Raw genomic sequence first — 23,270 nt, 5'->3', positions numbered from 1 at the left:
CGTTCACACACGCCGAGTCCGTCGGCACACCCTGGCCTGGATACTCGGCTCGATGCTCATGCTGGCGTTGAGTGAAAGCGCCCGGGCCCAGTGTTACTGGGTCGCCAGGGTGGGTACCGCCACCACCACCAACCTCTACGAGATCCGTCCAGGCGAGGGCTCCGCACGGCGGATCTACGCCTGTGACACCTGCAATGGCTCGCTGGGGCTGCCCAACGTGATCAACGTCACCAGCCCCGAGTTCCAGCCACCCGGGACCCTGCTGGCCTCGGGAGTGGCCACGTTCATGGAGTACGGAAACAACGTACAGGACAATCCGGACATGGTGTTTTACCGCTGCGCCCCCGAAGACGCCGGCAAACTCTTCGAGATGTACTCGACCAACGGCGATAACGCCTACAGCGGCCACCAGAACTACGAATACGGCACCAGCATCGGCGTATCCGGCGGCTTCGCCACCGTCTGGAAAGACGTGATCAGCCGCCTGACCAACCTGGAAACCGGCGAGGTGTTCACCAATATCTGGAAAGCCCGCAGCCTCACCGGCCTGGATGTCGACTCGCGAGGCTTCCTGCTGGTCAAGGCCAAGAATCTGAGCCGGATACGCACCGAGCTCTATCGTGTCGCCGTCCCCAACGGCATCGGTGTCACCGACCCCGGGATGTATGGCTACACCCAACCCAATGCCTACATCGCGTTCACCGGACCTGGCATCAGTGGTCCGATCGTCGGAACCAACCACCTCAACAACTGGCCGGGCTGGCCCGACTACTGGCCAGGTACCATCGGCTTGTACGGCAAGGTGAGCATTCGCCGCTCTGCCACTTGCTCGGTGAACAACGTCACCCCGGTGGTGACTTTCGGCACCATCTCCATTCCCGAACTGAACGCCGGCAGCAGCCGAAAACTGCCTTTCGACATCGAATTCAAGTGCGAAGCAACCGCGGTCTCCGGCGTGGCAACCAATGCCACGGCCATGGGCATCCTGGTATCTGCCGGCAGCCTGGCAGCGGCCGAGCGCCTGGGGCTGGTCAGTGGCGGCGGCGCGTCCTACCTGCTGTCCGACCGCTACGGCAGCGCGGGCATCGCCTCAGGCGTGGGCATCCGCATCCAGCGCAACAATCAGAATGTAAAGCTGCTGACCAGCCTGAATACCGGCAGCAACAACAGCGGTGGCTGGTATCCCGCCCAAGGGCCGGCCTCGGTGCTGCTCGATACCCAGGGCGGAATCAGGCGCTACCGGGAAACCTTCAGCGCCACCCTGGAAAAACTGGCGGGCCAGACGGTAACGGCCGGGCGCATAGAAGCCACCGCGCAGGTGATCATTCGTGTCCAGTAAACCCTTGTTGGCCCCATTACTCCTTGCCCTTGGCCTGCTGGCGCCCATCGGCGTCGCCCTCGCCGGGGTCACGGCGGAAAAAACCCGGGTGGTGTTTGCCGCCAACACCACCGAAACCTCCCTGCAGGTGATGAACCAGAACCCCTACCCGGTGGTGGTGCAAACCTGGGTCGATGACGGCGAGCCGGGTTCGACACCGGACACGACCCAAGCGCCGATCCTCCCACTGCCGGCGATTTTTCGCATGGAGCCGGGCGAGCAGCGCAACCTGCGGTTGATCTACACCGGCGAAGCGCTACCCAAGGATCGCGAGTCGCTGTTCTGGCTCAATCTCTACGAGATCCCTCCCCGCCCCAACACGCCCCTGCCACCGGACACCACACGCCTGACCGTGACCCTGCGCACGCAGATGAAAGTGCTGGTGCGCCCGGAGCACCTGCCCGGCAGCCCGGACAGCCTCAATCAGCAGCTGCGGTTCACCCTGGATAACAGCGCGGACAGCCCCCTGCTGCGCATCGAGAACCCGACGCCGTACTTCGCCACCCTCAGCGAGATCCAGCTGAAACACGGCGCCACCCGCCAGGCCGTGCCAGGCACCATGATTGCGCCTTTTGCCGAGCTCGCCTTGCCGCTCTCGCAACCTGAGCGCTTCACCCGCGGCGCCACCACGGTTGAATTCAGCCGTGTCGACGACGATGGCAACCTGCGACCCGGCAGCGCCCCACTGAAGCCCTGAGTCGAACGCAGCGCCCAGACGCCCGTCGAGCAATACCGCCGTTCGGAACCCGGCGGACTCGAAAGCCTGCCATGCACCGCTGCCATGACGCAGAAACAACGATGCGCCGACATGACCGGGCTTGCACAGCCGAGCCATCGATCAGGCCAAGCCTGCAACACACGGGTGCGCCCTTCAGGCGCACTCGCGCAGTCCGCTGCTTCGCGGATGTTCCTTGCAACGGATGACCCTGCGTGCGGTCGATGGCGGTTAGCGATCGACCGGCGCGTGCTGGCCGTCGAGCAAGGCTTCCACCACCGCCCGGGCCATCTCTACGGAATGCACCATGGACCAGATCAGCCCGCGCTCCAGGCCACTGCCCTGCTGGGTGATCTCATCGCAGACCTCTTCGGCGCATTTGAGCAGCAGCGCCACATGCACCAATGCCTCTTCGGCGCTGACGCCTTCGCGCACGCTGAACAGGGAGTCAGGAGAAACCGCTTTGGATTGGGTATTGCGCTGGAACAGCCCGGGGTCCAGCGGTTGCTGGGCCAGGGCCACGCGCAAGGTGGCGTTGGCAGCCTTGAGTTCGGGGTCGCGATAGGAAGTGGGTGGATCGGGGACAAGCTTTTTCATGGTCAAACTCCTGGTAATGAAAAGGAGCTGACACCGTTCGCTTGCACACGAATAAAGGTGGCAGCCGTACGCGGGTGTGCAAGACCGAGTTACCAGAACCCCGGCAGATCCGAAGATCTCCCGCGCACGGTCGCCATAACACGGCGAACATGAAAACGCTCAGGCATGACTGAGCGTTTATGCGTCTGGTAACAGTCCGGACTTGCACATCCGAGCCATCGATTTGACGATGGCTCCAGCACCCTAGCCCGCCCACCAGACGCATTCAAGCGGCCAGCAGTTTCTCGGATTTGCCTTACAAAAGAAAGCGAACTGCCTTACTTTCAGACGCTGTTCCACGGCCTTCAGATCCACTCCATGCCAGGGAAGCAGGCGCAGGCAACACCAGCCACTGCCCCTGCCCGGCGTTACCAGTCGTAGCTCATTTCCACCGAGGCCACCCGCTCCTGGCCGTAATAGCAGCCGAAGTTGTAGTTGCAGTCCGAGACGTATTCCCGGTCAAACAGGTTCTGCACGTTGAGGCTGCTTTTCAGCCCGCGCAGGCTCGGGTCGAGCTTGCCCAGGTCGTAGCTGACCGTGGTGTCGTACACCACATAGGCCGGCGTGCTGAAGCTGTTGCCCGAATCCCCCGGCTTCTTGCCGGTGTAGCGCGCGCCGACGCCGAAGGTCAGGCCGTTGAGCGCCGCCTGGGTGAAGTGGTAGTCGACCCAGGCACTGGCCGAGACCGGCGCCTGGGCTTCATTGCGGTTGCCCTTGGTGGCGTCATTGGCCTTGGTATAGAAGGAGTCGATGTAGGTGGCGGCGGCCATCAGATCGATGTTGTCCAGGCTGGATTTGATTTCCAGTTCGATGCCCCGGGAACGCACCTCGCCCTGCTGCGCGCTGTATTCGGGGTACTGGATGTCGCTGGTCAGGGCGTTCTTCTGCTTGACCTGGAACACCGACGCGGTCATCAGGGTCTTGTCCAGGGGCTGGTATTTCACCCCCACTTCATACTGCTCGCCCTCGGTCGGCTTGAAGGCCTTGGCGCCACGCTCCGGCGCACCGGTGCCCACGGTCGGCAGGAAGGACTGGGAATAGCTCACATAGGGCGCCAGACCGAAATCGGTCAGGTAGGTCAGGCCCACCCGGCCGGTGAACTTGTGGTCCCGCTGTTCAACAATGCTGCGCGCCAGCAGGTCCTTGTTTTCCACTTCGGCCCAGTCCTGGCGGCCGCCGATGGTCAGTAGCCATTGGTCGAGCTTGATCTGGTCCTGGGCGTAGAGGCCGGTCTGGCTGACGGTGTTGTCCCAGCGGGTGGTCAGTTGGGGAGTGACGCTGCGGGTGTCGTAGTTGTTCTTGCCGTACAGCTCCACCGGCAAGACCCCGTAGGCGTTGTAGCCGGTGTACTTGCGGTTGAAGTGGCGATAGTCCACACCCGCCAGGGCAGTGTGCTCAAGGGCGCCGGTGTTGAAGCGGTACTCCAGGTTGTTGTCCAGGGTGTAGGCCGTGTTGTGCTGCTGCCAGTCGAGCTTGGTGCGGGTGGCCCGGGTGTAGTCGGTCGCGCCGCCAGCTTCGGTGACGAAGCCGCGCAGGTAGAAGCCCGTGTAGCGGTCGCGCACGTCGATGTAGCGGGCGCTGGAGCGCCACTTCAGGTCGTCGTTCAAGGCCTGGCTCAGCTCGTAGCCGAGGATGTACTGGTCGCGCTTGTAATTGTTGTAGTGCGAATCGCCGTTGAAGAAATCGCGGTCGATCTTGCGCCCGTCGGGGCTGCGTTCGAGGGTGCCGATCTTTGGCAACGCCTGGTAGTCGGCCAGGCCATCGTCGCGCTGGATCTGCGCGAACAGCGTCAGGCGGGTGGCGTCGCTCGGGCTCCAGGTCAGGCTCGGCGCCAGCAGGGTGCGCTGGCTGTTGGTGTGGGCGACCTGCTCGTTGCCCTTCTTCGCCACGCCGATCAGGCGGTAGGAGAACTCCCCCTGGTCATCCAGCGGGCCACTGCTGTCCAGGGCGCCGTTGACCCGGTTGTAGCTGCCCAGGCCGAACTTGACCTGATGTTGCGGCGTGCTGCTGGGGCGCTTGGACACCAGGTTGACCAGGCCGCCGGGCTGGTTCTGCCCGTAGAGCACCGACGACGGGCCCTTGAGCACCTCGATGCGTTCCAGGGTGTAGGGATCGATCTGCGGCGCCCCGCCCAGGCTGCCGGCATAGGGCAGGTAGGCGCCGTCCAGGTACAGCGGGGTCGGGGTGAAACCGCGGCTGGTGATCTCGTCGGCAATGGTGTTGCGGTCGGTGTAGCCGTTGACGCTCAGCCCCGGCGTGTAGCGCAGCACCTGGGTCAGGTTGCGCGCACCCTGGGTCTGCACCTGGTCGGCGGTGACCACGTTGATGGTCTGGGGAATTTCCAGGATCGGTGTGTCGGTCTTGGTCGCGGTGGCGCTGCGGGTGGCCACGTAGCCATCCACCGGGCCCCAGGCCTGCTCCTGGACTTGGCCCTGGCCCTGGATATGGGTCGGTTGCAATTGCAACGCCGAACCTTCGGGTAACGGGTAGAGACTCCAGGTGCCGCTGGGGGTCGTGGTCAAGCCCAGACCGCTGCCCGCCAGGGCCTGCTGCACGGCCTGCTCGGGGGTCAGTTGGCCGCTGACCCGGCTGGCGCGCTTACCGACGAGCAGCTCCGGGGCCACCGACAGCACCCGGCCGCTGTCCCGGGCGATGCGGCTCAAGGTCTCGCCCAGGTCACCGGCGGGAAGATTGAACGACCGGCTGGCCTCAGCCTGTTGCGCGGTGGCCGTGGCGTGGGCGACAGCGGGCAGAGCGGCGTAACTCAGAACGACAGCCATCGCCAGCAGGCTGGGACGGAAAATAATCTGGGGCATGGAAAGGGCTCGTTGTAGGTTGGCTTTCCATAACCAGGACACGGGAAAAGCCCAACCCCCTCACCGTCCCGGCTTTTTTTTGAAAAGAATCAGCGCAGCTCGATGCGGGTCAGCCAGAAGCCATAGCGGGTCACCTGGATCGGCAGGGTTTCGCCCAGAGACAGCAGCACCTGATCGCTGTCATCCAGGGGGAACACCCCGTAGACCCGCACCCGCGCCGCTTGCGGGCTGATGCGCAACAGGCCGCTGCGGTAGGGCCGCAACAGCTCGATCAATTCGCCCAGGGGCTCGTTGCGCACATCGATGCGGCCGTCGAGCCAGTCCACCCGGGTGCGCAGCGACGGCGCCTGGCGCTCGATGCCTTGCGCGTTGAAGGCAAAGGCTTCACCGGCCTCGACACGCTGCTGGCGGCCCTGGGGCGTGCTCAGCAGTACGCTGTGCTGCTGCACCGAAACCAGACTGCCAAGGTCGTTGCGACTGACCATGAAACGAGTGCCCAGGGCCTGCACCCGACCCTCGCGGCTTTCGACGATAAACGGCCGCGCCGGGTCGGCGGCGACCTCGACCTGCACCGTGCCTTCACGCAGGACAATGCGCCGCTGCCCGGCATCGAAGCGGATATCCACCGCGCTGCGGGCATTCAAGTGGATGCGGCTGCCATCGGCCAGGGTCATGGACTTGCGCTGGCCGGTGGCGGTATCCAGGTCGGCCAGCACCTGGCCCAGGGGCAGCACGCGGTTGACCAGCCCGGCAGCACCGCCCCCCAGCACCAGCAACGCCAGGCCGCCGCCCAGCACCTTGCGCCGCGCCGGCGAAGGCAGCGAACGCAAGGCCCGGCTGGCCGCCTGCAACTGCCCGGCGCCCTGCAGTTGCTGCAAGGGCTGGCTGAGCACGGCATTGACCCGCTGCCAGGCAGCGGCGTGCTCGCCGCTCTGCGCCAGCCAGTGGGCAAACGCTTGCTGCACGGCATCCCCCGGCGTGCTGGATTCCAGCTTCAGCAGCCAATCCACAGCGGCGCGATTGGCCTGGTCGATGGCGCTACGGCTCATGGGGCGCCCTCGCTGAGGCAATGCAGGAAGGCCCGCCGCAGGTCACGCTCGACGGTCGCCAGGGACACCCCCAGGCGCTCGCCAATCTGTGGCTGCGACAAGCCCTCAAGGCGATGCAGGATAAAAGCCTGGCGCGCCCGTTGCGGCAAACCTTCCAGCAGCCGATCGATCAGCTCCAGCGCTTCGCGCACCAGTGCCAGGTCCTCTTCGGAGGGGCTGAAGGCCTGGGGCAGCCGGCCCAGCTCCAGCAGGTACTGCTGCTCCAGGGCACGGCGCCGGAACAGGTTGCTCAACAAGCGCCTGGCCACGGTGGCGAGAAAGGCCCGTGGCTCGTTGAGATCGGCCAGTTGGCCGGCGGTCAGGGTGCGCACGAAGGTGTCCTGGGTCAGGTCCGCGGCATCCTGCGGGCACTGCAATCGGCGATACAGCCAGGCCCGCAACCAGCGGTAATTCTCACTGTAGAGGTTGGCGACTATGGCTTTGGTGTCTACGGGACTGTGCATCGAGATCGGCACGCTAATGGTAATTGTTATCATTATCCAGTTGGCCGGTCACGGAAATCAATGTTCGTCGCGGCAAAACTCCAAGTTGCCACGGCGAACCTGTGAGCTAGCGCTCAGTAGTACTCCGCCGGCCCCTCGCGTTCGAGGACTTCCTCCAGATCGCTGAGGTCGCCGCGCGCCTTGAGAATGCCGCTGACTTGATCGATCCACACCTGCTCCGAAGCAATCCCGGCCCAGGACTGGCTGCCAAAGCCGTGATACGGCCGGTCATCGAAGGTGCTGATCAGCAGCTGGTTGAAGCGCCCGATGTCCAGGTTCTTGCGCTGGATCTGCACTTGCAGCGCCCCCAGCACCTTCTGCTGCTCTTGCGGGTTGGGACGATAGCGACGCAGCCGCGGCGAGCTGAGCACCAGAAACTCCGGCGGCAGGTTTTCATCGATGGCCGCCTGCAGGCGGTAATGACCATCGAGGATCAGATAGCAGCTCAGGCCGCTGACGTACCACAGCAGAATCGGCGGCAAGCTGCCTTCGCGGGCTTTCTTGCGCCACCATTTCAAGCGCCCGGAATGCGGGTCCACGGCATGCAGGCCGACCACCGCCCCGCCGCCCTCGTGCAACTCGACCCAGCGCGCCGCGCCGGGCTGCTGGTTGTCGAGGATGTTGCGGCCGTAGATCGCCCACTGCGGCATATGGCTCTGGGCGTCTGCGCCGCCCTTGAAGTACCAGGCGTCAACGCCTTTGAGCATGGGTCGCAGCGGCTTCTGGGATTCCGGACGCAGCGCCCGCACCAGCCAGTAACCGGGGTAGAAGAAATCCGCTTGGTGCTGCATCAGCTGCTGGACGAAGAAGCGGCTCCAGGCCTTGAGGCGCAGGGCCGGATCAAGGCGCGCCTGTTGTTCCACCAGGGGCGAATCGATGGGGTCGACCAGGGTCTGCGGCAGTTGCTGCAGCAGGTCATTGCGCACCAGCCACACACCATAGAGGCAGCGCGACATGGTGCCCCAGAGCAGGGTCTGGTCCCCCAACACCAGCTGCATGCGCTCATTGTTGCCACTGAGCAGGCGCAGGTTCGGCTTGCCGCTGGCCGGACCTTTGACGTCCAGCCCCAGGCCGTTCCAGTGGCCGGCCAAATCCTCGATATCACGCCAGAAAATCTGTTCCACGATTGTCCCTAATCCTTCAACAATGACCGGCCCTGCGGCGGCCGGGCGCGAATATAGCAGATGGCCGGAACACGCATTCGCTTGTAGGAGCTGGCTTGCCAGCGAAGGCGGCCAACGCCCTACCCCCGCCGGGCGATGACCGCGTCCACCTCATCCGCAAGCCCCTGCCCGCTCAGGCACTGGCGCACCTCATCACACCACTGCGACTCCGGCTCGGTGCCGGCCCAGGCCGGGGTAGCGCTACGGTAGTGGGGCCGGTCATCGAAAGCCTGGATCAGCACCCGGTTGAGGTGCTCGGTGCTCAGGGCCTTGTTGCGCGGCACCGCGTCGCCGCGCTTGCGCAATGAATCCATGACCCGCTGCTGGTGCTCGGTGCTCGGCGTGAAATCCAGCTCGCGGGTAGCGCTGAGGACGATAAACGACGGCGCAAGATTTTCCGCAAGGGCTGCCTGCAAGCGGTAATGGCCATCGATCACCACATAGGACGCCAGCCCGCCGACATACCACAGCAGCACCGGCGGCAGGCTGCCCTCCCGGGCTTTCTTGCGCCACCACTTCAGACGCCCGGCCAGGGGATCGACGCGATGCAGGCCGATAAGCTTGCCGCCGCCGTGCCACCAGTCGATCCACTCCAGGGCCTGGGGTTGCAGGTTGTCGAGAAAGTCCTCGCCGTACAGGTGCCAATTGGGCACGTGGGTCAGGGGATCGCTCACCGAGCTGAAGCGCCAGTTGTCCAGGCCGTTCGCGGTGCTGGAGGGTTCCGGCAACAGGCTCTGGGCCAGCCAGAAACCGGGGGTGAGGAAGTGCCGGGCGCTGTCGCTGAGACGGCTGACGAAGTAGCGGCTCCAGGCCTTGATCCGCTGCTCGGGGGCCAGGGCGGCGTGCTGTTCGACCGTGGGTGAATCGATGGGCGCCAGCAGCCGGCATTCGGCGCCCTCGGCCAGCGGGTTGCGCACCAGCCAGACACCGCCGTGGTCCCGGGCCATCGTGGCCCAGAACAGTGGCGTGTCGTGGTGGCATTGCTGCCGGTGCGCAGGTACAGCGGCGGTTTGTCGGTGGCGCCCGGTTCCACTTCAACGCCGAGGCCACTCCAGTTGCCCAGGGAGTCTTCGATGTCGTGCCAGTAAAGCGGTTCTGCCATGGTTCCGGTCCTTGAATGAAAACGCCCGGCGCAGGTCGGTTGGACCTGGGCCGGGCGCGATCATAGCAGAGGACCTGCGGGCCTCTTCACCCGTAGGAGCTGGCTTGCCAGCGAAGACGGCGGCCAGGGCGATGCAGGGCTTGCGGACCTCTTCGCCGGCAAGCCGGCTCCTACGAAAGCGCGGAAAACGCGCTTGGGCTTTGGCTTTTGATCTTGCTGCCCCTTCAGGAGGCCGAGCGCAGGCCTTGGCTATTGAGCCTCCGGCTCCGTAGGAGCTGGCTTGCCAGCGAAGACGGCGGCCAGGGCGATGCAAGGCTTGCGGACCTCTTCGCCGGCAAGCCGGCTCCTACGAAAGCGCGGAAAACGCGCTTGGGCTTTGGCTTTTGATCTTGCTGCCCCTTCTGGAGGCCGAGCGCAGGCCTTGGCTATTGATCCTCCGGCTCCTACGCCAGATGTCGATCCTCCTGCTGCGCGAACAACGCCCCACCGCTCATCCGTCGATCACAGCCCCTCCAGCTCGGCCATCAGGTCACTCAGCCGATCGACCTTCTCCTCGTTGATTTCATTGGCACCCAGGCCGTCGATGTAGGCGGCCAGTTCTTGCACCGTGCTGCATTCGAACATGGCCCGCAGCGGCACGTTGCGTTGCAGGGTCTTCTGCACCCGCGAGGCGATCTGCGTGGCTAGCAGGGAATGCCCGCCCAACTCGAAGAAGTTGTCGCGCACCCCCACTCGCTCGACCTTGAGCACCTCGGCCCAGATCTCCACCAGGGTCTGCTCCAGCTCGCTGCCCGGGGCTTGATAGTCCTCGCTCTGCAGTTGGCCGATCTCCAGCGCCGGCAGGGCCTTGCGGTCGAGCTTGCCGTTGGCGTTGAGCGGCAGGCGCTCCAGCCACAGCCAGTGCAGCGGCACCATGTACTCCGGCAGCTCGGCGCGCAGGCGCGGTTTGATCCGCTCCAGGCGCTCGCTCGGGCTCAGGCCCGAATCGCTGGCCACCAGGTAGCCGACCAAGTGCTTGCCGTTGGCACCTTCCTGCACACCGACGGCGGCATCGCGGATTTCCGGCTGTTCGTGCAGGCGCGCTTCGATCTCCCCCAGTTCGATGCGGTAGCCGCGGATCTTCACCTGATGGTCGATGCGGCCGACGTATTCCAGCACGCCATCGCTGCGCCGGCGTGCCAGGTCGCCGGTGCGGTACAGGCGTTCGCCCGCAGCACCGAACGGATGGGGCACGAAGGCAAGCGCGGTGCGCAATGGGTCGCTGACGTAGCCACGGCCGACACCGGTGCCGGCCACGCACAGCTCGCCGACGGCGCCCAGGGGCACCAGCTCCAGGGCCTCGTCCATCAGGTACAGCTGGTTGTTGTCGGTGGGCGTGCCGATCGGCAGGTAGGCGCCCCGGGTCGAGGCCATGTCCACCCGGAAGAAGGCCACGTCATCGGAACATTCGGCAGGGCCGTAAGCGTTGACCAGGCCGATCTGTGGATAACGCAGCAGCCACTGGTGCGCCAACTCCGGCGGCATGGCCTCGCCGGTGGGCAGCATCCAGCGCAGGCCATCGAGGGCAATCGCATCCTGGGCGAGCATGCCCTGGATCAGCGACGGCACGCTTTCCAGCACCGTGATGCCCTGCTCCTCGACGTGGGCCAGGAGGCCCTGGGGATCGTGAGCAATGGTGTTGGGCACGATGTCGACCCGGGCGCCGAACAGCGGCGCGGCAAGGAACTGCCAGACCGAAATGTCGAAGCTCTGGGAGGCGGTCTGGGCGATCACGTCGGTCTCGCTCAGTTGCAGGTACGGCACTTTGCTCAATTGGTTGTTGAGCATGCCACGCTGCTCCACCATCACGCCCTTGGGCAAGCCGGTGGAACCGGAGGTGTAGATCACGTAGGCGAGGTTGTCCGGGCTGCTGTAGCGGCCCGGGTTGCTCTCGGCATGCCCGGCGGCTTGCAGTTCTTCCCAGACCAGCAGTCGCGGCCGACCGGCGCAGCCGAATTCGTCCAGCAGGGCCTGGGCCTGTTCGCGACAGGCCGCGGTGCACACCAGCAGCGGCGTGCGGCTGAGCTCGATGATCCGGCCCAGGCGCTGGCCCGGCAGGCCCGGGTCCAGGGGCAGGTAGCCGGCCCCGGCCTTGAAGCTGCCGATGATCATGCCCAGCAGTTCCAGGCCGCGCTCGGCCAACAAGGCCACCGGCTGGTCGAAGCCCACGCCATTGGCGATCAAGGCATGCCCCAGGCGGTTGCTGCAGCGGTTCAATTCAGCGTAGCTGTAGCGCTGATCCAGGCAACTGGCGGCGATGCGTTGCGGGTGGGCCGCCACCTGGGCCTCGAACAGCTCCACGTAGCTGCGCTCCAGCGGGTACTCGTGCTCACTCTGGTTGCAGCCGGCCAGCAGGAAGTCCTGCTCTTCTTCACCCAGCAACGGCAGCTCGGCCATGTCGCCATGCAAACCTTGCATCAGCGCCAGCAACAGGCGCTTGAACTCGCCGAGCATGCGCTCGATGGTCGCCTGCTCGAAGTAGCGCTGGTCGTAGGACAGGTGCAGGCCCAGGTCATCCCCCGGGTAGCACACCGCGGTGATCGGGAAGTTGGTGTGGGTACGGCCGGAATCCGACGTGGCATTCAGGCTTTGCGCACGGTCCAGCACCGAGACTTCCACCGGCGCGTTCTCGAACACGAACAGGCTGTCGAACAGCGGCTGGCCCTTGGGCAGTTCGCTGGTTTCCTGGATCGCCACCAGCGGCAGGTACTCGTATTCACGCAGTTGCATGTTGCTGTCGAGCAAGCCGCTGAGCCACTGGCGCACGCTGCAGCGCTCACCGTCCTGGGGCAGTTTGACCCGCAGGGCGATGCTGTTGATGAACAGGCCGACGGTGCGTTGCATCTCCGGCATTGCCACCGGGCGCCCGGCCACAGTGACCCCGAACAATACGTCGCGATCACCGCTCAGGCGCCGCAGCACCAAGGCCCAGGCCGCCTGGGCGAAGGTGTTGATGGTCAGTTGATGCTGCTGCGCCAGCTCGCGCAGTTGCGCGCCATCCCGGGCATCGAGGCGGGTGTAGCAGTCACCGACGATCATCCCGCCGCTGTCACCGGCGTGTTCCCGCAGGAAAGGTCGGTCGCTGGGGATCGGCGTAGTGCGTTCAAAACCTTGAAGGTTCTGCCGCCACCACTGCCGCGCCTCCGACAGGCTCTGGTGCTGCAGCCAGCCGATGTAGTCGCGGTAACGCGGTGGCACCGACAGCTGGGCCTCACGGCCTTCGCCGAGGGCGGTGTAGATCTCGAAGAAGTCATTCATCAGCAGCGAACGGCACCAGGCATCGATGAGGATGTGGTGGTTGCTCATCATGAACCAGTAGCGCGCGGCGCCGACGCGGATCAAGCGCAGGTGGAACGGCGCCTGGTTGAGCAGATCGAAACCGGCTTCGCGCTCCTGCTGGTGCAGGGCTTGCAGTTTAGGTTCCTGCTCGGCCTCGGGCAGCGCGCTCCAGTCGAGGAACTCGATCGGGGTGCTGCCTGGTTTGTGGATAACTTGCAGCATGTCTTCGCCGATGTTCCAGCAGAAGGACGCGCGCAGTGCTTCATGACGGGCGACCACCGCTTGCCAGGCCTGAGCGAAACGCTGCGGGTCCAGCTCGCTGTTGATGCGGTAGCGGTCCTGCATGTAGTACAGGCCGGTGCCCGGTTCCAGCAGGGTGTGCAGCAGCATGCCCTCCTGCATCGGCGTCAGCGGGTAGACGTCCTCGATCTGCGCCGCCGGTACCGGCAGGCTGTCCAGCTGGGCCTGGGTCAGGGAGGCCAGAGGGAAGTCCGACGGCGTCAGGCCACCGGCATCGTCCTTCAGGCAATGGCCGATCAGGCTCTGCAGCTCGCCTAGGTAGGCCTCGGCCAGGTCGCCGATCAGCTCGGCGTCGAAACGCTCGGCGCTGTAGGTCCAGCGCAGCACCAGCTCGCCGCCATAGACCTGGCTGTCGATGCTCAGTTCGTTGGGCAATGGTGCTTCAGGTGCATGAGCCGGGCCGACGGATTCATCCAGCGGCCGCAGCAGTGCATCGGCGCCGAAGCTCTGGTCGAACTGCCCCAGGTAGTTGAAAGTCACCGGCGCCGGCGGCAGGGCCGCCAGGGCCTCGCGGCAGCTTTCATCCGCCAGGTAGCGCAGCACGCCATAACCCAGGCCTTTGTGCGGCACGGCGCGCAATTGTTCCTTGATGGCCTTGATCGAGGCGCCCTGCCCGGCCGCTTCTTCTACTTGCAACGGGGTCAGGCGCAACGGATAGGCGCTGGTGAACCAGCCCACGGTGCGGGTCAGGTCGATCTCGTCGAACAGCGCTTCGCGGCCGTGGCCTTCCAGTTGCACCAGCGCCGAAGGCTGCCCGCTCCAGCGGCACAGCACGCGGGCCAGGGCGGTCAGCAGCAGGTCGTTGACCTGGGTGCGATAAGCCACTGGCGCCTGTTGCAGCAGCTGTCGGGTGCGCTCGGCATCCAAGGTCACGCTGTGGGTTTTCGCATGCTGGTGTTGCTGGCCGCCGCTGGCGTTCAACCCCGGCAGTTGCGCGACCGGACCCGCCAGTTGCTGCTGCCACCAGTCCAGCTCCTCGCGCAGGGATTCGCTGCCGGCATAGGCTTGCAGGCGGCTCGACCAATCGCGCAGGGCGCTGGTCTTGGCCGGCAGACGCAGGGCCTGTGCCGACTCCAGTTGGCGGTAAGCGTTCTGCAGATCTTCCAGCAGCACCCGCCAGGACACCCCATCCACCACCAGGTGGTGAATGGCAATCAGCAAGCGTTGCTGGCCCTCCGGACCGTCCACCAGCACCGCGCGCAGCAGCGGGCCGTGTTCCAAGTCGAGGCTGCGCTGGGCATCGGCGAACAGCGATGCGCAGGTGTCCATGGACGGCACCCGCACTTGCCACAGCAACGGTGCGTCGGACAGCGGCAGGTATTCGGCGTGCCACTGGCCTTGAACCTGATTGAAGCGCAGGCGCAGGGCGTCGTGCTGCTCCACCACTGCCAACAGCGCCTGCTCCAGGCGTTGGGCATCCAGCACGCCCACCGGCTCCAGCAGCAACGCCTGGTTCCAATGTTGCGGCTGGGGAATGGCGCTGTCGAAGAACCAATGCTGGATCGGCGTCAGCGGCGCTTCGCCACTGAGCAGGCCCTGCTCGGCAGTGATGCGCTGGCTATGGCTGGCCACCCGAGCCAGGCTCTGCACGGTCTGGTGCTGGAACAGGTCGCGCGGGGTGAAGTGAATCCCCAGCTGACGGGCGCGGCTGACCACCTGGATCGACAGGATCGAGTCGCCGCCCAGTTCAAAGAAGTTGTCGTTGAGGCCCACCTGCTGCACGTTCAGCACTTCGCCCCAGACCCTAGCCAGGGTCTGCTCCAGTTCGTTACTCGGGGCCACGTACTGCTGGCGATTGAGCTCCGGATCTGGCAGCGGCAAGGCGCGGCGGTCGAGCTTGCCGTTGGCGGTCAGCGGCATGCTGCCGAGCAGTATCAGGTGAGTCGGCACCATGTAGTCCGGCAGCTGGGTTTTCAGCTGCTGCTTGAGGGCTTCACGCAGGTTGGCCTGCTGCACCTCATTCTGCTCGGCGACATCACTGACCAGGTAAGCGGCCAGCTGTTTGCCGGCCGGCGTGTCCAAGGCCAGCACTACGGCTTCACGCACCGATGGATGATCCAGCAGGCGGGTTTCGATTTCCCCCAGCTCGATGCGGAAACCGCGGATCTTCACCTGATGGTCGACCCGGCCGATGTACTCCACCTGGCCGTCGGCGCACTGGCGCACCAGGTCGCCGGTGCGGTACAGGCGCCCGCCATTGGTGGCGAACGGGTCGGCGACGAAACGTTCGGCGCTCATCCCCGGACGACGGTGGTAACCCTGGGCCAGGCCGGCACCGCCGACATACAGCTCACCCGTCGCGCCTTGCGGCACCAGGGCCAGATCGGCGTCGAGAATGTAAGCCACACGTGCGCCGACGATGCTGCCGATCGGCACGCTGGCCACGCCTTCAGCCAGTTGCTCCGGCGCCAGGCTGGCCAAGGGCATGACCACGGTTTCGGTGGGGCCGTAGGCGTTGAAGAACAGGCTCGGCTGGAAGGCCGCGCGGATGCGTTGCAGGTGTTCACCGGTCAGGGCTTCACCACCGGTGATGCACATGCGCACCGGCAGGGTCTGCTGTTGCGTTGCCAAGTGCTGGGCCAGTTGGCTGCCGTAGCTGGGGGTGAAACCGAGAATGCTGATGCGGTGCTGACGGATCAGCTGGCAGATTTCCTCGGCATCCCACTGGCCTTGGGCCCGCAGTACCACTTGCGCACCGCTGAGCAGCGGCACCAGCAAGCGCTCGGTGGCGGCGTCGAAGTTGATCGAATAGAAGTGCAGTTCGCAATCGTCCGGGCGCATGCCGAAACGGCGGATCACCGCCTGGCAGTGCATGGCGATTTCACCGTGGGACACCACCACGCCCTTGGGCTGGCCGGTGGAACCGGAGGTGTAGATCAGGTACGCCTGATGCTGGGGCAGGCTGATGAACGGCAGCTCGCTGGCCGGGTAGTCGGCCAGCAACGCGCCGTCCTCTTCCAGGCACCAACGACCGACACCGGCCGGCAGCTCGCCGAGGGCTTCGAACATCCGCGTATCGCTGAGCAGCAGGCCGATGCCGCTGTCTTCGATCATGTAGTGCAGGCGGTCCAGGGGGTATTCCGGGTCCAGCGGCACGTAGGCACCACCGGCCTTGAGGATCGCCAGCAGGCCGACGACCATTTCCAGGGAACGCTCCAGGGCCAGGCCGACCCGCACCTGCGGGCCCACGCCGCGCTCGCGGAGCATCCAGGCCAGGCGATTGGCACGGCTGTCCAGCTCGCTGTAGCTCAGGGTCTGCCCGGCGAAGGTCAGGGCCGGCGCGTCCTGGCGCGCCAGGGCCTGCTCGCTGAACAGGTGGTGGATGCACTGGTCCAGGCGTTGCTCGCCGGGCTCGACACTCAAGCTGTCCAGCAGGTGCTGCTGTTCCTCGGCCTGCAGCAGCGGCAACTCGCACAGGCGCCGTTGCGGATCGCTGAGCAAGGCTTGCAGCAGGTTGCGCCAATGGACAGCCATGCGCGCAATGCGTGGCTCGTCGAACAGGTCGGTGCTGTAGGTCAGGCAGCAACCCAGGCGATGGTCCAGGTCGGTGACTTCCAGGTTGAGGTCGAACTTGGTGGCCCGGGCATCGTTGACCAGGTATTCCACGGTCATCCCAGCCAGCTGCCGGCTTTGCTGGAACTCCCAGCGCTGGACGTTGCACATCACCTGGAACAGCGGGTTGTAGGCGGCGCTACGCGGTGGTTGCAACGCTTCCACCAGGTGGTCGAACGGCAGGTCCTGGTGCGACTGGCCCTCGATCACCGTGTGGCGCACCTGCTCCAGCAACTGGCCGACGCTCATCTGCCCGTCGAGCTGGCAACGCAGCACCTGGGTGTTGAGGAAGGCGCCGATCAGCCCTTCGCTTTCCGGACGGATACGGTTGGCCACCGGCGCGCCGATGCGCAGGTCGGTCTGGCCGCTGTAGCGGTACAGCAGCACCGACAGCGCGGCGGTCATGGTCATGAACAGGGTCAAGCCATGCTCGGCGTTGAACGCGCGCACCCGAGCCGCCAGTTCATCGCTCAGATCGAAACGGTACAGCTCGCCCTGGTGGCTTTGCACCGGCGGCCGTGGCCGGTCGCTGGGCAGTTCCAGCAACGGGTGCTCGCGGCCCAGTTGCCCGGTCCAGTAATCCAGCTGGCGCTGGCGCTCGCCGGACTCCAGCCACTGGCGCTGCCAGACGCTGTAGTCCAGGTACTGCACCGGCAGCGGTTGCAGGGGCGATTCGCGGTCGTCGAGGAAGGCTTCATACAACGCGCCCAACTCGCGGGCGAAGATGTCCATGGCCCAGCCTTCGGTAACGATGTGGTGCAGGGTCAGGACGAAGTAGTGTTCCTGCTCGCCGGCCTTGACCAGGCAGGCACGCAGCAGCGGGCCGGTCTCCAGGTCGAAGGGCTGGTGCGCCTCGCTGTCCGCCAGTTGTTGCAGGCGGGTCTGGCGGGCCTCTGGCGACAGCGCCGAGAAGTCTTTCCAGGCCATGCGCAGCCCGGTGTCGGGATGCACCCGCTGCTGGGCCACGCCATTGACGCTGGGGAAGGTGCTGCGCAGGGTTTCATGGCGCATGATCAACGCCTGCAACGCCGCTTCGAAACGGCCCACATCCAGCACGCCGCTCAAACGCGCCATGCCGCCGACGTTGTAGGCCGGGCTGTCCGGCTCCATCTGCCAGAGGAACCACATGCGCTGCTGGGAATAGGACAACGGCACCGGTTGGCTGCGGTCGACCAGGGCAATCGGTGGCTGTTGGTTACGCTCACCGGACGCCTGGATCAGCCGCACCTGTTCGGCGAAGGCCCCCAGTTCGCTGGCCTCGAACAACGCCCGCAGCGGCAGCTCGACATCACAGGCCTGGCGGGTACGGGAAATGATCTGGGTGGCCAGCAGCGAGTGGCCGCCGAGGGCGAAGAAATCATCCTTGAGGCCGATCCGTGGCTGGCCCAGCACCTCGCGCCAGATGGCCGCGATCTGCTGCTCCAGCTCGGTGCTCGGCTCGATGTGCTCGCGCACCTGCCATTGCGGCTCGGGCAGTGCCCGGCGATCCAGCTTGCCACTGGGGCTCAGGGGCATGGCATCCAGGCGCACCAGTTGCGCCGGAACCATGTATTCCGGCAACTCGGCAGCCAGGGCGGTTTTCAGGCGCTGGTTCTGTGCCTCTTGATCCTCGTCATCGGCACTCGGCGTGTAGTAGCCGATCAGTTGCGCGCCGGCCACGGTCTGCCGTACCTGGACCGCAGCCTGGGCCACACCGTCCTGGGCCAGCAAGCGTGCTTCGATTTCCTGCGGCTCGACACGAAAGCCCCGCAGCTTGACCTGTTGGTCTAGACGCCCGAGGTACTCCAGGGCGCCATCGACGCACCAGCGCACACGGTCGCCGGTGCGGTACAGGCGGGCGCCCTCCGCGCTCAGCGGGTCAACGACAAAACGCTCGGCGGTCATGCCTGGGCGGCCCAGGTAACCCCGGGCCAGGCCCAGGCCGCTGATGCACAGCTCGCCGGGAACGCCGGCCGGCAGCGGGTTGAGCTCGGCGTCGAGCACCCGGCACACCACGTTGCCCAATGGCCGGCCGATAGGCGAACGCTCGCCGTCCTCCGTGGCGCACTGCCAGTGGGTGACGTTGATCGCGGTTTCGGTCGGGCCATAGCGGTTGTGCAACCGGGCGTTGGGCAACTGTTCCAGCACCCGGTTGCGCAGCTCGGCGGGCAAGGCTTCGCCACCGGAGAATACCCGGCGCAGGCTGTGGCACTCGGCGCTCAATGGCTCATCAACGAACAGCTGCAACAGCGGCGGCACGAAGTGCAGCGTGGTCACGCCGTATTCCTGTACCAGTTGCGCGATGCGATGAGGATCGCGGTGCTCACCGGGGGCCGCGATCAGCAAGCGGCAGCCGGTGATCAGGGGCCAGAAGCACTCCCACACCGATACGTCGAAACTGATCGGAGCCTTCTGCATCAGCACATCATCGGCTTGCAACTGGTAGCTGCCTTGCATCCACTGCAAACGTTCCACCAGGGCGCTGTGGGTGTTGCCCACGCCCTTGGGCTGGCCGGTGGAACCGGAGGTGTAGATCACATAGGCCAGGTTGTCGCCATGCAGGTGCAGGCCCGGCGCGTGGCTTGGCCAGCTGTCGAGGTTGAGGCTGTCCATGGCGATGGCGCTGACGCCTTCGGCCTGGGGCATCTGCTGCAGCAAGTGGGTCTGGGTCAACAGCAGTTGCACGCCGCTGTCGCTGAGCATGTAGGCCAGGCGTTCGGCCGGGTAATCCGGGTCCAGCGGCACGTAGGCGCCGCCGGCCTTGATGATCGCCAGCAGGCCGATCAGCAATTGCGGCGAGCGCTCGGCAGCGATGGCTACGCACACGTCCGGGCCGACGCCCTTGTCCCGCAGGTAATGGGCCAGGCGGTTGGCCTCGGCATGCAGTTGGGCAAAGCTCAACTGGCCGCCGTCCCAGATCAGCGCGGTGCGCTCCGGGGTCTGGCGCAGTTGTTCGTGGAGCAACTCCGGCAGCCAGTGTTCGGCAACCGCGCACGGCGCCACGCCCCACTGCTGCAGTTGTGCGGTTTCGGCCTTGGCCAGCAACGGCAGATCGCCCAGGGCGCTGTCCGGCTGTTGGCTGACATGCTCCAGCAGGCTGACAAAGTGCTGGGCCAGACGCTCGATGGTGCTGGCGTCGAACAATTCATTGGCGTAGTCGAAAGCCAGGCTCAAGCGGCCATTGCGGTCTTCGTCGCTGTGCAGTTGCAGATCGAACTTGGCTTCGCGGCTGTGCCACGGCAACTCTTCGGCCAACAGCCCGGGCAGGCGGCGCAAGGCGCTCAGGTCGCGCTGCTGGTGGTTGAACATGACCTGGAACAGGCCCTGCTCCCGAGCCTCGGGGAAGGCTTCGAGCAGTTGTTCGAACGGCAGGTCCTGATGGGCCTGGGCCTCCAGCGCGCAACGCCGGGTCTGTTGCAGCAGGTCGGCGAACGACTGGCGCGAGTCCAGTTGGCCGCGCAGTACCTGGGTGTTGATGAAAAAACCCAGCAAGCCCTGGGTTTCCAGGCGCGGACGGTTGGCGTTGGGCACACCGATGCGGATATCGGTCTGCCCGCTGTAGCGGTGCAACAGGGTCTGGAAGGCCGCCAGCAACAGCATGAACGGCGTCGCCTGCTGGGCCTGGGCCGCCTGGCAGATCGCCGCGCTGAGGGTCGCGCTCAAACGCAGGCTGTGGCGCGCAGCGCTGTGCTGGGTCTGCGCGGAACGTGGGTGATCGGTGGCCAGGCTCAATACCGGCGCTTCGTCAGCCAGTTGCTGCTTCCAGTAGTCCAGCTGGCGCGCACCTTCACCCTGGGCCAGCCACTGGCGCTGCCAACTGCCGTAGTCGGCGTATTGCAGGGTCAGCGGCGCCAGCTGCAGAGGCTGGCCCTGGGCAGCTGCGGCGTACAGGCGTGAGAACTCGTCGATCAGCACATTCAGCGACCAGCCGTCGGCGATGATGTGGTGCAAGGTCAGCAGCAGTTGATGCTCTTCGTCGTCCAGGCGCACCAGGGTCGCCCAATACAGCGGGCCTTGCTCCAGGTCGAACACAGTGCGGGCTTCATCCTCGCGGATCTGCCGCGCCCGGGCTTCGCGCTCGGCCGCTGGCAGGTCGCCGAGGTCGATCACTTGCAGATTGAATTCGGCGGCCGGCTCAACCTGTTGCAGGGCCTGCCCATCGCGCTCGAAGAAGCGCGTGCGCAGCGCCTCATGGCGCTGGAGCAGTTGCTGGAAGCTCGCACGCAAGGCCTCTTCATCCAGCTCGCCGCGCAGGCGCAGGCCGCCGGGAATGTTGTAGGCGCTGCTGTGTGGATCCAGTTGCCAGGTGATCCACAGGCGGTTCTGCGCCAGGGATTGCGGCAGCGGCTGCTGGCGCGACAAGGCCTGGATACTGCCTTGGGCCACGCCGCCATCTTGCTGCTGGCGCGCCACTTCGGCGGCAAAGGCCGCCAGGGTCGGCGCTTCGAACAACAGGCGCAGGCCCAGCTCCAGGCCCAATTCTTCGCGCAAGCGCGCCATCACCTGGGTCGCGGCGATGGAGTTGCCGCCCAGGAGGAAGAAGTGATCGTCGGCCACCACCGCAGCGCATTGCAGTTGTTCCTGCCAGATGCGGGCGATCAGGGCCTGGAGTTCGTCGCCGGAGGCTTCATCGGTGCCGGCGGTTTCGCTGGCCGATGCATCCGGGAACAGTGCGTAGTAATCCAGGCTGCCATCCGCCAGGCGCGTACGGCAGGCTGAACGCTGCAACTTGCCGCTGGAGGTTTTCGGCAGCGCGCCGGGGTTGAGCAAGACCACCACGCTCGGCGCTTCCTGGCAGGCTTCGGCCACGGCTTGGCGGATCGCCTTGATCAGCGCTTCGGGGGGCAGGATCTTCTGCACGCTGCGGCTGATTTCCGCGGCGATGCCAATGCCTTCCTGGCCCTGGTCGCTGACCGCGAAGGCTGCTACGCGCCCCTTGCGCACCACTTCCACTTCGCGCTCGATGGTCTTTTCGATGTCCTGGGGATACAGGTTGTGCCCGCGCACGATCAGCAGGTCTTTCAGGCGGCCAGTGATGAACAGCTCACCATCGCGCAAGAAGCCCAGATCGCCGGTGCGCAGCCAGGTGCGGCCGGCGTGCTGGACGAAGGTCTTGGCCGTGGCTTCGGGGTTGCGCCAGTAGCCGTGGGCGATACTCGGCCCAGTGGCCCAGACTTCGCCGATGTGGTTGTCAGGCAATTCGCTCAGTTGCTGCGGGTCCATCAGCAGCACTGCGTGTTCCGGCTGGCTGAAGCCGCAGCTCATCATGGCACTGCCCGCCCCCGGCTCGGCACGGTGCTGCGCCAGGGCCTGGTCGTCCAGGTGCAGGGCCGCAATGCCCTGGCCACGCACGCCACCGGCAACGAACAAGGTGGCTTCCGCCAAGCCATAGGAGGCCAGGAAATTGTCGGCACTGAAACCGCAGGCGCCGAACTTCTCGGCAAAGCGTTGCAAGGTATCGAGGCGGATCGGCTCGGAACCGGAATAGGCCACGCGCCAGCGGCTCAGGTCGAGACGCTCCAGGGCCGACTCGCTGACCCGCTCGCTGCACAGGCGGTAGGCGAAGTCCGGGCCGCCGCTGATGGTGCCGCCGTATTCGCTGATAGCTTCCAGCCAGCGCAGTGGCCGGGCGAGGAAGTAGGCCGGCGACATCAGCACGCAGGGCACGCCACTGAAGATCGGTTGCAGCAGGCCGCCAATCAGGCCCATGTCGTGGTACAGCGGTAGCCAGCTGACGATCACGTCGTCCGGATTGAGATCGATGCCGAAGCCGCGGCGGATCAGCAGTTCGTTGGCCACCAGGTTGCCGTGGCTGACCTGCACGCCCTTGGGCAAGGCAGTGGAGCCGGAGGTGTACTGCAGGAAGGCAATGTCGTCGGCTTGCAGGTCAACGGCTTTCCAGCCTTCGGCCAGCCCGGCCTCCAGAGTATCCACGCACAGCAGTTGCGGCGCGCCCTCGGCCTTGAGTTCGTCCATCTGCAACAGCGAGTCCCGCAACCCGGCGCTGGTCAGCAGCAAGCGCGGCTCGGCGTCGGCCATGATCGAGATCAACCGCTCCTGGTGATGGCGCCGAGTCGATTCCGGCGGATAGGCCGGCACCGCGATCACCCCGGCGTACAGGCAGCCAAAAAACGCCGCGACGTAATCCGGGCCACTGGGGAACAGCAGTACCGCGCGATCGCCCAATGCGGCATTGGCCTGCAAGGCGGCGGCAATGCTCTGCGCGCGAAGGTCCAGGTCCCGATAACTCAGCACCACGCTCTGATCCTGCTCTTCGGCAAGAAAGCGCAAGGCCACTTGATCGGGGGTCTGGGCCGCCCGGCGTTGCAGGGCTTGGGCCAGGGTGCTGGGGAGTTCGAACGCGTCCGTCATGGGGTTTCCTGCCAGGAGAGTGCATGCAATGGAGATCGGGCCCTGCTCTGCCATAACTTTTATAACTATCGATAAATCAAATAGTTATAAGAAAATCATGGGCATCCGGAAGGCGCCGCGGCCGGGGCTGCTGCCCGGAATCTTTCTCCAATGAGAACGGATGACGTCTTGAAATAATTAGTCCGCATCCTGCCTGGGAGGCCCTGATCCAGCCCCTGAACGAGCAGCCGTTCTCAATCTTCATCAACCGAGAGGATTAGTTCTTTTTCTCAATTGACAATCATTATCATTCAGCCTAATTTGTCGCTCGATGTGTAGGACCGGTCGGATTTTTCTGACGTCCCACTT

General features: G+C 65.4%; 9 protein-coding genes. 2 read left to right on the top strand and 7 right to left on the bottom strand.

Annotated elements, in window-relative coordinates:
* Window positions 1-52 precede the first annotated feature (52 nt).
* Window positions 53-1,339, top strand: coding sequence for a fimbrial protein (locus GV818_RS17540; protein WP_161777106.1), 1,287 nt, complete (start codon window positions 53-55; stop codon window positions 1,337-1,339).
* Complete coding sequence (locus tag GV818_RS17535; protein WP_161777092.1) at window positions 1,329-2,075, top strand: fimbrial biogenesis chaperone; 747 nt, start codon at window positions 1,329-1,331, stop codon at window positions 2,073-2,075. The genes GV818_RS17540 and GV818_RS17535 overlap by 11 nt, the downstream gene beginning before the upstream one ends.
* 249 nt (window positions 2,076-2,324) lie before the next feature.
* Here the strand turns inward: GV818_RS17535 and GV818_RS17530 are convergent, their stop codons facing one another.
* The 7 genes from GV818_RS17530 to GV818_RS17500 all read right to left on the bottom strand — a co-directional run bounded on the left by GV818_RS17530 (window position 2,325) and on the right by GV818_RS17500 (window position 22,922).
* Entirely contained in the window at window positions 2,325-2,690 is a 366-nt protein-coding gene (locus tag GV818_RS17530) for a DUF6124 family protein (RefSeq protein ID WP_161777091.1), read from the bottom strand.
* A gap of 407 nt (window positions 2,691-3,097) precedes the next feature.
* A complete protein-coding gene (locus GV818_RS17525) occupies window positions 3,098-5,545 on the bottom strand; it encodes a TonB-dependent siderophore receptor (RefSeq protein ID WP_161777090.1) in 2,448 nt (815 codons plus the stop codon).
* Window positions 5,546-5,634: 89 nt separating this feature from the next.
* Complete coding sequence (locus tag GV818_RS17520) at window positions 5,635-6,594, bottom strand: FecR family protein (protein ID WP_161777089.1); 960 nt, start codon at window positions 6,592-6,594, stop codon at window positions 5,635-5,637.
* Entirely contained in the window at window positions 6,591-7,097 is a 507-nt protein-coding gene (locus tag GV818_RS17515; RefSeq protein WP_161756910.1) for a sigma-70 family RNA polymerase sigma factor, read from the bottom strand. The genes GV818_RS17520 and GV818_RS17515 overlap by 4 nt, the downstream gene beginning before the upstream one ends.
* 113 nt (window positions 7,098-7,210) lie before the next feature.
* A complete protein-coding gene (locus GV818_RS17510; RefSeq protein WP_161777088.1) occupies window positions 7,211-8,260 on the bottom strand; it encodes a hypothetical protein in 1,050 nt (349 codons plus the stop codon).
* A gap of 119 nt (window positions 8,261-8,379) precedes the next feature.
* The gene (locus GV818_RS17505; protein WP_256679481.1) at window positions 8,380-9,246 is read right to left on the bottom strand and encodes a hypothetical protein; all 867 of its coding nucleotides are present in this window, start codon (window positions 9,244-9,246) and stop codon (window positions 8,380-8,382) included.
* A gap of 656 nt (window positions 9,247-9,902) precedes the next feature.
* A complete protein-coding gene (locus tag GV818_RS17500) occupies window positions 9,903-22,922 on the bottom strand; it encodes a non-ribosomal peptide synthetase (protein WP_161777087.1) in 13,020 nt (4,339 codons plus the stop codon).
* Window positions 22,923-23,270: the final 348 nt, after the last annotated feature.

Source organism: Pseudomonas sp. Fl4BN1 (assembly GCF_009908285.1).
Lineage (GTDB): Bacteria > Pseudomonadota > Gammaproteobacteria > Pseudomonadales > Pseudomonadaceae > Aquipseudomonas.
Note: the sequence above shows the minus strand (reverse complement) of the source record. Positions and strands in the feature narration are given on the sequence as shown.